The sequence below is a fragment of the Vibrio owensii CAIM 1854 = LMG 25443 genome, from assembly GCF_000817815.1.
GTDB classification, from domain to species: Bacteria; Pseudomonadota; Gammaproteobacteria; order Enterobacterales; family Vibrionaceae; genus Vibrio; species Vibrio owensii.
The window spans coordinates 25657-39771 of the sequence record NZ_JPRD01000073.1 but is presented as its reverse complement, the minus strand read 5'-3'; the positions used below and the strand labels follow the sequence as shown (position 1 = coordinate 39771).

Below are 14115 nucleotides of genomic sequence, written 5' to 3'. Positions count from 1 at the left end.
TATAATCAGACAAAAAAAATTATACCAGACACAAAAAAGCGCGATAACTCTATGAGCTATCGCGCTTTTGCTTTTAGGCTGCGTTAACCATTGGCAAGCACATTATTGTTTAGCAATGACTCAACGATCTCGTTCGAGCTCAGACCGTTAAAGTCCAGCGCATCACCTAAGTGTTCAACCACGATGGTTTGATGCACATTGGTGTCGGTCGTGATGTTTAACGATACCGCCTCGGTAGCCGCATCGTAGTCTGCCGAAATGTGGCCAAGCAGATCATCCATATCAATCATCGGATTGTTAAGATCAGAGATGACCTCGCGCAAATCGATACTGTCTTCGTTCACTGTAAAGTCAGTAATGGTATCCACTGCTCCTTCGTCAACGGAATCCACCGTCCACTTGAAGGTATCGCTGCCGTCACCACCGGTTAGAATATCTGAACCTAGACCACCGATCAGCACATCATCACCATCGCCACCTACGATAAGGTCGTCACCTTCCCCACCAATTAAGTTAATACCTGTGTCTCCACCAACTAGGTAGCTGTCGTCTGTTGCGCTTGACTGATCAATATCGTCGTTATCGCCGCTCACATCCAAACTAATTTGGACAGGCGAAGACTGCGCTTCATCACCATTAGATTCTGTTGATATCGCAGTAACCGAAATATCGTAAGAACCGATACCAATACCACTGTTGGTGTCTGTCGCCACAATTTCTAGCGTATCAATTTCATCGCTTGGTACTGTCCAAGTGGTGCCATCGAAGCTAATGCCTGATGGAGAAACACCGCTTGTCACCTCTGCACTAGCAGGTACACCCGTTAGTTCCAGTGAAAGCACCTCGTCAATGTCGGTCAACGCCGCCATGATACCCACAATCGCAAGACCTTGACTGCTCGCGGTTTGGCTAGCAGCAATTTGGCGAACGTAGTTAAACTGAGGGTCGATACCCAGCGTTGGCGCATCAGCTACTGGGGTCACATTGATAGTGAAGTCTTGATTCGCCTCCAATGCTGTACCCGATGCATTTTCAAAGTACACACCGTTGTCTTCGACTTTCACCGATAAGGTGATTGAAGCGGCATCCACGTCTCCTGCATCCACAAATACGCCCTCAGAAGCATCTGTCGCACCAAGAACGGAGTTAATGTTATCTGGTGTACCCATTAGGATAATTTCACCAAACATACCCGCCCCTACAGTGACACCACTACCTGCCGGCGGCTCAACACGAACGTCACCTTCAGTCACTGCTAGCGTCACCGTCATGATTTCATTCGCCTGTGCACCAGTGAAGTCGATGTCACTTACACTAATACCCGTAATTTTCTGGCCATCGGCTTCGTTGATCGTATCCGTTACCGACGTAGCTGTGATTTCAGGTGCGTCATTGGTCGCTTCAACATTCAACACTGCTGTGCCAGCAATTGTGATTGGGTCTGGCGCACCGTTAGTGGTTCCGTCATCTGTGATTTCATAAGTGAAGTTAACGTCACCAAAGAAATCTGCAGCAGGTTCAAACGTCCATTCTGTCGCACTGACTTGCGTTAACGTACCCGCCGAAGGGTCTGCCAAAGCAACATTACTAATGGTCAAGTTATCCGATTCAGGGTCGCTCGCATTACTCAGAAGTTCTGTCGCAGTAATCGTCACCGCGCCACCATCTTCTTCCGTACTGCTCAGCGTTACCTCAGATGTTACCGGAGAATCGTTCACCTCGGTGACTTCAAAGGTTGCCGTTCCTGACACTGTCTGAGGATCAGAAGCACCATTCGTCGTACCGTCATCGGTAATGGTGTAAGTCAGATTCACCGTGCCGTTGTAGCCCGGAGCAGGTGTAAATGACCAAGTACCTGAGACGTTATCGAAATCCAATGTACCGCTACTTGGGTCGACCAATTGAACGCTACTCACTGTCAACGTGTCGTTCTCAATATCAGAGGCATTCGCCAGCAAATCAGCTTGGGTAATCTCAACCGCCGCACTGTCTTCCGCAATATCAGAAAGTGTCACTTCAGATGTTGTTGGTGCATCGTTTACTTCCGTTACATTGAACGACGCGCTGCCATTAGCCGATTTAGGATCAGATGCACCATCTGTCGTGCCATCATCTGTAATGGTGTACGTGATTTCGACTGGACCGTTGTAATCTGGCGCTGGAGTAAACTCCCACTCGCCAGTGCCACTGTTGAAAGTAATGCTGCCCGAACTTGGATCGGTTAACTGAACATTGCTAACAGTGAGGTTGTCGTTTTCTACGTCTGTCGCATTCGCAATAAGATCCGCTTCAGAGATAGAGAACACACCACTGTCTTCTTCAATATCCGGTAGCGTCACTGGCGTAGTTTCTGGGGTATCGTTCACCGCTGTCACTTCAATATTGAAGCTGCCGCTGTTGGTATTTAGGGTGTCATCTACCCCACCAATCACAATACCTTCATTGCCTTGGTCATCAACAGTCACGTCCACCTGAACGTCACCAAAGAAGTTCAGGTCTGGATCGAACTCAATCAGGCCGTTTGCAATGGCATTGTTTAGATCGGCCACAGTGCCTTTCAGCTCAACGGAATCCGTACCATCACCGCTCACGGTTAGGTTGTAAGTAGCGATGAGCGTAGGGTTGAGCTCCAATATACCGCTGTCTACATTAACATTGAGCACATACTCTGCGTTCGGATCATCTAACACTGCGTCAACGTCTGTGATGCTGAAGCCATCAAGCAGTAACGGAGTATCCTCTTGTGTTTCAACATCCACTGTATTAACAAACCCTGGGCGGTCGTTAACAGCTTCTACTTCGACATTAACGTCGAACTCTTTTGGCGTGCCTAGGCTTTGGCTTCCATCTAAGCCAGTATCAACGGCCTGCACTTTAAACTCCAATGTGCCATTCCAAGAGTTGTCGTTGCGATCGCCAGAGTTAAAGACCACTTTATCCAGATCTTGAGCATCAATCTCTAGAACGAACACACCGCCACCTTGATCGACAAATGCAGTGCCGTCGGTAAGTTCAATGCTTGCACCGTCTGGCACATTCGCGATTTCTACACGAAGTGTTTCTGGATCGTTCTCTTCATAATTCGCGCCATCACCAATCGACTCTTGGTTATCGACCACAAGAGCATTGATATTGATTTCAATGTCTTCACCCTCATTACCTGAAACTAAGGTATCTGGGTTTACATCAACATCATCACCAATTGGATCAATGATCACTTTGAAGTTACCTGTGTGTTCCGTAGGTACTTTAAGCAACTCTTCCTGTGTGAAGGCAGTAATACCAATATCAACTTCACCACTGAAGTTTTTCGGTGGTTGGATTTGAATTGAACTCAAATCAACGGACGTTTGTGTCAAATCATTTAGTTGAATACTCCACTCACCACCACCGTTGTTTTTCACCGTGTAATCAGGAGAGCTAGAAGTCACAATAAAGTCGGTCGGTAATCCAGTAAGCTTCAAGGACACAAACTGCTCTGAACCATCATTATCGTTCAGACTCACCGATACGCCGGAGCCTGACTGCGTCAATGAAATAAGGGTATCTTCATCGCCTGTGACAACGATAGGTTGAGAAGGATCTGCACCACTTATCGTAATGTCATCAACCACTGGTGTGATTTCAAACGACACGTTATCAGTAAAGGTGCGAACATCGGTATCGTAGCCAGGGTTATCAAGCGTGGTTTGATCGATGATTGCTGTGTCCGTGATCTCCCCTTCGATATTAATTTGAACGGTATTTTGACCGCCACCGACTGGGTAATTCTCTTTCGGCTTGAACAACACTTCATCCAATGCGCCCACAGCAATTTCAGCAGCACTGAACTCGATACTTGTGCCTAATGGGTTGCCACTCGCGTCAACAAACTCACCTAACGTCGTGTCATCAAGCGTGAGCTTAATGTTGGTGAGCGTCTCTCTGCCCGCTTGCAAGTTATTACGGTTGTCAGCAAAGTCGACATTCAAGTTGAGTTGAATCAAGCCGTCTTCGTAGCCAATACCATCGTTGGTTGGGACATCATTGTTAAGGTCGTTCACTGGTTGCTTGTCAGCATCTAAGCCTAACGTACCAGTGATATCGACTGTAACATCTGGTGTCACATTGCTATCAAGAGGTTGATCACCCGAAGAACCTGGGACATCCGCAACTGGCAAGATCTGAACAGGTAGTGACTCTAGCGTAGTGTTTTCATCACCCGATTGAGTATCGGTGGTAACGAAGAGAACTGGCAGCGTGAAGTCACCAGCCCAGTCTTCGGCAACACGTAGGGTCAAACCATCGAGGCCAGTAATGTTGCCACTCGCATCAATCGAAGCTTGGAACACGTATTTGCCGTCAACGAAGTCAACATCAGTGCCGCCAATAACTAGGCCCGGAGGTACACCAGGTGATGAAGGGTCAATAACAAGCGTTAGGACATCTTCTACGCCATCAGCATTGATGGTGGTGACTTTAGATGACAATTGCGTACCCAAATCAACAGTATTGTCTTCGTTGCCATCAATTTGAACCGTGTTATCAAGGTCAATTTCAGCTGCTACGCTGGTTTGAGGCGTGATATCTGTTGGGAACTCGAGTGTGATGTCAGTCTGACGTTGAACTGTTGCGTCTTCTTCGATCGTATCTTCACCCAAGTCGTTCACTTGTGCGTAGATGGTCAAGCCAATTGAAGAAATACCGTTGTTATCACCGTCGTCGGTGTCATCATTAGGTGTAAGATCCAAACCTGCTGGCGCAATAATCGAGAAGTTTTCTTCATCAGTGATCGTCCAGCGCCCACCACCTTCATTCGATGCACCAACAATGACTAGCTGATTCAAGATTTCTGGATCAGTAATACTGAATTGAACCACCAATTGAGTCACGACTTCATCAGAAGAATCATCAAACTCTTGATATTTGATGATGTTGGCACCGGCTTGACCACCAGCACTGGTGTTAATCGTGAAATCGATATGGCCTTGAGCATCAGCACGAACCACATCGGTTGTTGTACCACCCGATTCTTCAACCAGTAGACGAGTTTGATCAGCGACATCACCTGTTAAGTCCTCTGGTTCAACAACCGGATTCACTTGAACATTGACTGTACCGTTAATCACTGTAGATGCGATGCCCTCACCCGGATTGCCTGAGTCGACATACTCTGCATCAATTTCTTTCACCGTCACCTGTGTACTCAAGCTAAAGTCAGTACTTGAGTCCTGTTCAAGCTGGACTTGAATATAGCCATCTTGAGTGATTCTGGCAGAGAAGTCTTGCTCTGATTCGTTAGTTCCCGGAGTGAGCGTGATGCTGCCACCTGCCACGGTTTGCGCGACACCGTCAACATAAACAGTACTGCCATTTGGGAAACCACTAATTGTTAGAGCAGCAAAGAATTCGTCCGCATCCGGGCTTTGCGTTGCTGTAGGCTCCCAATCAATATTAATGCGCGTGTCTTCGTTGCCTTCAGAGCTAACAACATAGTTGTCTTGAGCATCAATCACAGGGGCAACTTTAACGCGGATTTCACCAATTACCTCACGCGTATGACCATCGTTCTCAGTCACGATAGTAGTTGCTGTGATGGTAATATTTTCTGTCGATGACGCTTCAGGTCGAATAACGATGCCCGAGTTTACGTTAGCATTGGTAATGTTTGCTTCGTAAATCGGTTGGCCTGATCCATCGTATCCAACAAACGTCAGGTCGATAGAGGCACCATCGTTATCAAACAGCTCTACACCATCAGGGATATTAGACAGCAGTACCGTGATGGATTCTGAACTATCAGCGGGATTGTCTTTCAGCTCTCCTGAAACCACGCTAAACGCGAGATCAACTTGACCGTTCTCATCGATTTCGGCTTCGATTCCTCGAACGGTACCATCATCGAACACGTTCCAAATGCCAGTTTTATCGTTCAGTTCGATGTCTGGGATATCCGCAACACCTTTCACCGATACAATCACCGATTGCGTGCCCAAAGAACGAATGTCCTGAGCGGCGCCCCCCGATAGAGAGGCGTTATCTTTCACAATACCTTCTACATCAAACGTGAAGTCTTCGTTACTGTGTAATGGAGGAAGCACTTCAACATTAGCAAGGCTTGATTCTGGAATTTCGTAGTAAAGAACATTACCGCCACTGTCTGTAACTGCATTGATTTGGCTTGGATTTGCTGTATCAAGCCAAACCAACGTCACACCATCAATGGAGAAATTGTCAATGCGTACAAACAGTTCTTCAGAGCCATCAATATCATCTGATGGGCTCATCGTAATGACCTCGCTCAACTGAAGCGGATCGTGGTCTGTCACAGGGTCGACGGTATCTTGAGTTCGAGCGTTATCCTCAAAAATGTTGATGCGATTTACCACAAAGTCTGCTTGGTCAGCGACAGGGTTAACGTCAATCACAATTTCTTCGGTTTCAGAACGCGCCGTTTCTTTGCCCGTCAGAGGGTTATTACTCTCAGTCGTAATCGCGGTTACATCTAGCTTAATTTGGCCAGAGAAGTGCTCCGAAGGATCCACTTCAACCTCGTCAATACGACTCGCATCCACTAGGTATTTGCCACCCGCTTCAGGAATAGGTGTACCATCTGAGTAAACCAACGTCGCCTTGTCTCCACCCTCGGTAAAGACAAGTTCATATACGATGGACTCTGGGTTGCTGATGTCTTGCGTGTTCGCCTCGATGTCTAACTCAACATTGTTGCCATCTTCATCAACGGTGTAATCGAAGGTGCTGCTAGCGTTCCACGTTGCAATATCTGCCACGGCATCAACTTCAATATCCAAGCGACCATTAATGGTGTGGTCTGGCGTACCATTGTTAAGAATTTCCACACGGATACGAGGATCGATACCAGAAGCATCAGTTGAGGAATGGCGATCTGGTACAAAGTACAAGTTATCTAGCGAGACAAGCTCACCATTGAATGATTGTTCGACATTTGATGCATCAAGAACAACTGTATTGCCGACAGGCGTTAATTCGATGTAGTTGCCGCTACCGTCTCGATAGTAGAACGTACCGTTGTGAGTATTGGCATCTCGAATAGTGATGTCACCTAGGCTCTCGTTACGATCGATATCATGCAAATCGATAACCAAATCGACTTTCGCTGGCGTCACATCCAAGGTTGATAGGTTATCTTGGGTATTTGCAGAATCCACGCCTGCGACAACACCACCACGACCTTGGTCCTCGAACGCGGTGACGGTTGACGTATTAATCTGTGCGTTACGGTCGGTGATTGAGATATCAACATCTGCATCACTAGTATCACCGTCACCATCGGTTGCAACAACGTTGATGGTGAAATCAATCGAATCGGTTTCTGTATGGTCAAGATCGTCATTCGGACGGAAAGACACGCGGCCGTCGGTTCGCACAATCAAACGACCGATTTCGGTATCCACTCCGTCAAGAACTTTGTGAACGAACACAACTTGGTTACTGCCGTTTAAATCAACAGAGTCCGAGTCAACACCGTTTTGCTTGAAGTAAATACCCGAATCATCAGCCGAGAATGACGTCACTTGTGCGCCGTCCGAACCAAGATCATCATCACCCTCTACAGGGTCTCGGAATAAGCGAACCGTACGGTTACCTTGTCCCTCAATACGTGAAATAGACGCATCGTGCAGGGTTGGAACATCATCGGTAATCGTCACTGGTAAGTTAATGCCGGCCGTATCGCCATCGACATCGGTCGCGAAGACTGGAAGATCGAGTATGAGTGTATCTTCGCCTTGGGTTGAATGGTCTAGCGCCCCCTCAAGCGTAAACTTGTAAGAGCCGTCAGCGTTCAAAACTAGCGTGAACACTGAGTTACCATCCGGTGTTTGACCTTGATAAGTAAAGTTGTTGTTGCTTACCGCGGTTTGAACTAACGTTACCGCGAGACCACCTGAAGTGACTCCTGGGATCGGGTTAGAAGTAAGATCCAACTGGTAAGAGACAACCGTATCTGCCCCTTCTACCGTATCGAAATTGCCTGTTGCTTCTAGGCTGTCTTTGTTGGTTGCCTGAGAGCCATTAGCGAGATCATCCTCGTCAACAGCCAAAGCATCTGCTGATGTAATTTCAGGAATGTCATCAACAATGGTGATTGGAAGGTTCAGTGATGATGACGTATCACCATCAAAATCTGTCACTGTAATTGGAATATCAATGACAAGGTTGTTTTCACCTTGAACAGCGTCATGGTCGATTGGTCCCAATAGTTCAAATTGGTAACTGTCGTTATTCGCATCAAGAGACAACGTGAAGATCTTAGTTGATGTGCCAGTAATGACCGCTTCGTAACTGGTTACACCACCAACCGAGCTCACCACATTCAACTCGATGCTGTTGCCGTTCGAAGTTAAGCCAGACACAACGGCATTGAGGTCAGAAACTTGGTAACTGACAATCTCATCCGCACCATCAACGACTTCAAATCCACCAGTTAATACCGTTGAATCGCTACTTGTCGTGTCTGAGCCACCAGCAAGATCATCTTCATCGACTGTTTGTTGGCTAGTGTCTGTCACTTTCACAATCGCAGGAACATCGTCCACCACTGTGATCGGCAAGGTAATGTTATTGGACACATCACCGTCAAAATCGGTCGCGTTGACTGGGAAGTTGATGACTAACGAGTTTTCATCGTTACCCGCAGGATGATCAAGTGCACCCAACAGCTCAAATTCATAACTGTCTGCTGAACCATTTAGCGTCAGTTTAAAGACGGTGTCCGTCGTACCTTGTATATAAGCTCGGTACTCAATCACACCATTTGAATTTGAAAACTCAACCAATTCAAGTGGTTGACCACCTGAGGTAAGGCCAGAAACAGGCGATGTTAAACTATCCAACTGGAAGCTAACGATAGAATCGGCACCATCAGTAACGTCAAAGTTGCCACCAATGATATTGGATTCTGGCGTGTCGTCCGAACCTTGGCTTGGAATATCATCCTCATCCACAGACAACGTACTACCAGAGCTAATAGCATCAATGGTTGGCTTGTCATCTACGATGGTCACTGGCAAGGTCGCAGTGATGGTATCGTTGTCGCCATCTATAATCTTCACAGGTAGGTTCAACAAAATCTCATCAGAGTTAACCGCGTGATCTAACTGACCAGATAACTCAAAGTCGTATTTACCATCTTGATGAAGTGTCAACGTGAAGACCGTCACTCCACCCGGAGTTTGTCCAACATAAACAAGCGCGTCAGCAGTTGATGCACCAACGTCTTGAGAAAGTGTTACCTCTTCTCCGCCCGATTTCAGATTCGGGATAGGATTTGAGCTTAGATCCAATTCGAAAGCATCAATACCATCTGCGCTAGTGACTTCGAACTCACCTGATACCGTTAATGGCTCTTTAGTACCATCAGAACCAAGAGGTAAGTCATCTTCGTCGACACGTAGACTTTCAATATTGGTAACAACTGGAACATCGTCCACAACGGTAATTGGCAATGTAAAGGCTGGTGAAGTATCACCATCATTATCTGTCGCCGTCACAGGGAGGTTAATAACAATCTCGTTTTGCTGATTACCATCTGGGTGATCAAGCGGCTTCTGTAAATCGAACTCGTAGGTGTTGTTCGTTGCATCCAACGTCAGTTCGAACACCACTTCAGCAGGATTGCCAGCGACACCTTGGTATACGTTCACGCCGTTTGCGCTAGAGGACAGAACTAAGGTGATAGTTTCACCATCTGAAGTCAGTGACGCAACAGGCGTGGTCAGGTCACTCAGCTGAATAGAAGCAACTTGGTCAGCACCTTCAGTGATATCAAAAGTACCTGAAATAACAGTATCTTCTGCACTTGCAGCATCCGTACCTGCTGGTAGGTCATCTTCATCAACGGTTTGTTCGCTGCCTGCTAGCAAACCATCAATGGTCGGAACATCATCCACAACCGTAATTGGTAAGGTGATGTTGTTCGACACGTATCCATCAAAGTCAGTCACGTTTATCGGTAAATTGATGACCAGTTTATTTTGGCCATCAGCATTTGGATGATCGAGAGGAGCAAGCAAATCGAGCGTGTAGCTATCATCAGAAGCATCAAGGGTTACACGGAATACTGGTGTCGTCGTGCCATCAATTCGTGCTTCGTAAACTGAAACACCACCTGCGTTTGATACTTCAACCATAACCAGAGATTGACCACCAGAGGTCAGGCCTTGTACTGGCGTCGTTAGGTCAGAAACGCCGTACTCCACAATGCCATCAGAGCCATCAGTCGCAATGAAGTTACCTGCAATGCTGTTCGACTGCGTACCATCAGATCCGACGGTTGGGATATCGTCCTCGTCAACCGTTTGCACACTTGCTGCTTCGATGCCACCAAGTGTCGGTTTGTCATCAACGATCTTGACAGGAATTGTCTCAGCAGAGGTATCGCCATCAAAGTCTGTTGCGATGATTGGGAAGTTGAGCGTTAACTCATCGCTATCAACAGCATGGTCGATTGGACCTTCAAGCGTAAAGTTATAGCTACTATCAGTATTCACTGTTAGCGTAAAGACCGCTTCAGTACCCGCTGTCGCCTCGTAAGTAAAGCTGCCATCACCATTTGCGGTTTCAGTTAGCGTGACTGCCACACCTTGTGATGTGAGTCCAGCCACTGGTGTTGCAGACGCGTCAAGCTGATAGCTCACTACTCGGTCAGAGCCTTGTGTGGTGGTAAAGTTGCCATCGATTGAAATCGGGCCAGTCTGATCTGAGCCAATCGTGCTTAAGTCATCTTCATCAACGGTAATCGCATCAACATCGGTAATGGTCGGTTTATCATCAATGATGGTGATAGGTAACGTCTTCGATGAGGTGTCGCCATCAAAATCTGTTGCGATAATCGGGAAGTCGATTTGTAGACTGTCACTATTCACCACATGGTCTAGTGGACCTTGCAGAGTAAAGGTGTAGCTGCCATCTGGCTTCACAACCAATTCAAATACGGCATTGCCATCTGCTGTGGCAGTGTAAGTAAAGCTGCCATCACCATTTGTTGTCTCAGCAAGCACAACAGGCTCACCATGAGAGGTCAACCCTGCTACTGGATCTGCGGTTGCATTAAGCTGGTATTTAACAACGCTGTCCGAGCCTTCCGTTGTGGTGAAAGAACCCGACATAAACGCATCATCGTTTTGGTCTGAGCCAATTGACGCTAGATCATCTTCATCAACGGTAATGGCGTCGACGTCATTAATCACTGGCTTATCGTCCACGACCGTCACAGAGATCGTGGCGTTTGTGGTGTCGCCATCAAAGTCGGTCGCGATGATTGGGAAATTGAGTGTCAACTCGTCGCGATCAACAGCATGATCAATTGGCCCTTCTAGCGTGAAGTTGTAAGAGCCATCAATATTCACTGTCAGCGTAAAGACCGCTTCACTCCCCGCAGTCGCCTCATAAGTAAAGCTTCCATCGCCGTTTGCGGTTTCAGTTAGCGTGACTGCCACGCCTTGTGATGTGAGTCCAGCCATTGGTGTTGCAGAAGCATTGAGCTGATAGCCCACGACTCGATCTGGCCCCTGAATTGCGATAAACTTGTCATCGATAGAGATTGGCCCCACTTGGTCTGAACCAATAGTTTCTATGTCGTCCTCATCAACACGAATTACACCTACGTCTGTGAGCGTTAGTTTGTCACGTACGATAGTAATTGGAATCATTGGTTCATCATCCACGATAGTAACTGGGATTGTCGCCATCGAAGTATCGTCATCAAAGTCTGTTACAACGATTGAGAAGTTTAAAATCAACTCATCATTGTTAACAACATGATCAATCGGCCCTTCAAGGATGAACGCGTAAGAACCATCAACATTCACCTGTAATCTGAAAATTGAATCATCGCCAGCCGTCGCCGAGTAAGTAAAGCTACCGTCGGGGTTAGACGTTTCTGTCAAAGAAATCGATCTACCTTGCGACTCCAAACCATTAAGTGGATCGGTTCCACTCTCTAGCCGATAGCTGACAACTTGGTCTGTACCTTGAGTTGTCGTGAAGTGACCTTGAGCAACCACGGAATCATTTTGGTCGAAACCAATATTCGAAAAATCGTCTTCATCGACCGCTAGTGCCTCAACGCCATCAATCGAAGGAACGTCATCTTGAACTTGAATGACAATTTGCGCTGCTTCTGGTGTGTTCGAACCGTCGGTAATAGAGGAACGGTCACCATCCGCATCTACCGCGTAAACTGGCAGTGAGAAAGTAAGCGAGTCATCGTTAGCACCCGTATGGTCAAGTTGTTCATACAAGTTGAATTGGTATTCGCCCAATGCAGGTGCATCAATCGCCACATCAAATACGGTAATACGCACACCATCCAGCTCGATGAAGCCTTCGTAAGTACGTACGCCGTTACTCTCGGACGCTAGTTCTAATTGAACAACTTGCCCTTGAGATTGGAGTTCTCCACCAACATTAAACTCTGTAGGTTCCAACTCATAGTGATCAATGATGTCACTACCGACCGCTGTCGTGATCGACCCAGTCCCACTTGTTACTACCGCGCCTTCCTGTGAACCTTGGTCAACACCCGCCTCGTCTAAAGACAACCCCGTCACGTTTTCAATCACTGGATTATCGCCATCAAGGATGGTCATCGTAAAGGTGTTGCTTGCCGTATCTTGGTCATAGTCGACGATTGTGGTTGGTAAAGAGAGCTCAATCGTATCTTCACCGTTTGTTTGTTCTAACGGCTTAAATTGCTCAAATTGGTAGGTACCATCAGTATTCAGACTGATGGTTAAGACGGTTTCATTCGAGCCGGCAATGGACAAGGTGATAGTACTGCCGTCTTCAGAGAGTACCGCTTCTGTCGCCTGATTATCACTCAGTAGGCCATCGAACTGACTAAGTCCTTCTTGATTAAACGTGACCGTTGCTAATTGATCACTACCAATATCAACAAAGGTGCCAGTGATTGGTGTAGAAGAAGATTCAACGTTTTCAAAAGTAACGTTTTGCGGCGCAGGATCATCGCCATCAATAACGGTTGCCGTAAAATCAATAGGCGCTTGAATGCTGTTACCACCAATATCTGCGCCTGTAATATCAAAAGCGATATTGATTTGATCACCGACGATCGATACTTGACCATCAGCAACAGACGCGACGTGGTCAATACCCTGGCTAATCGTGGTAACGACCTCTAACTCTAAATCACGGCCTAAAGATGTCGCTTCGATCTCGATACGAAGTACTTCGTTACCTTCTTGGGTGCCGATAATGGCATTTTGCGCTTCGTCATAAACGAACGCTACTGGCTGACCACCAGAAGTAATATCACTGTTAAGATCAGTTAACAGAGACTCTAATGAGAACGTCTCAGGTACAAATGAAGCAGTATCAAGTGCGAGATCACCAGCTTCAATTTGCACACTGGAAGAAATGGTTTGCGGGTAGCTTGATAGAGAAATGGAGCCTTCTACTACTTGAGAAGAAAGAGATTGGCCACCATCGGCAAAAACAGTGACATTTAAGCCGTCAGGATCATCTTCAGTATCCGTGTTACCAGTCGGAGCTGAGGTTTCAAAAAACGTTGAGGCCAATACTTCGGGGTTATTGTATTCAACAGTAACAAAGCCTGCGTTTGCAGACCCAGAACCTCCGCCACCACCAGCCGGGCCCGCGGCCGTAGCTTCAAGGATAGCCGTAGGGTCAGCGCCTTCTAAAATGGCTTGTTGGATTGCAGCCACATCTTCTGCGCCAAACTCAGCGTCAGCCGCCGCAGTTGGATCGACATTGATTTGGCCATCAACAGGCGCTTGAACAACCGCGTCTGTCGGTTGTTGCTCTAAAGATGGTGCCGGTATGCAGGCTACACAATTCTCATCCACGAGATAGAGTGAGCCTTCCGCGATCACTTCAATGGAAGCGCCGTTTTCAGTGATGATGACATCACCCGGAACTAATACATCCCCAACGTTTATCGCTCTCACCTTCCCCTCAAGGCTTAGCGCGTAAACATCCCCTTTGACAGCATCTACTACAACTTCTTGCGGCACAGCTTGTGTACTCATCTGACCCCCGCTAATGGCTAACGCACTTCGTTAGACCTTTATAAATTATTTTAGTTTATCGGCTTATGATTCACCGTTTATCACA

Annotated in this window: 1 protein-coding gene; it reads right to left on the bottom strand. The window is 47.0% G+C overall.

Going from position 1 to position 14115, the window contains the following annotated elements:
* Positions 1-83: 83 nt before the first annotated feature.
* Positions 84-14030 (bottom strand): retention module-containing protein, encoded by a 13947-nt coding sequence (locus H735_RS27925; RefSeq protein ID WP_020196658.1) that lies wholly within the window; start codon positions 14028-14030, stop codon positions 84-86.
* Between the last annotated feature and the right edge of the window lie 85 nt (positions 14031-14115).

Excerpts from the sequence above, each read along its gene's own strand:
- H735_RS27925 (WP_020196658.1), bottom strand. The coding sequence starts at position 14,030 with ATGAGTACACAAGCTGTGCCGCAAGAAGTTGTAGTAGATGCTGTCAAA.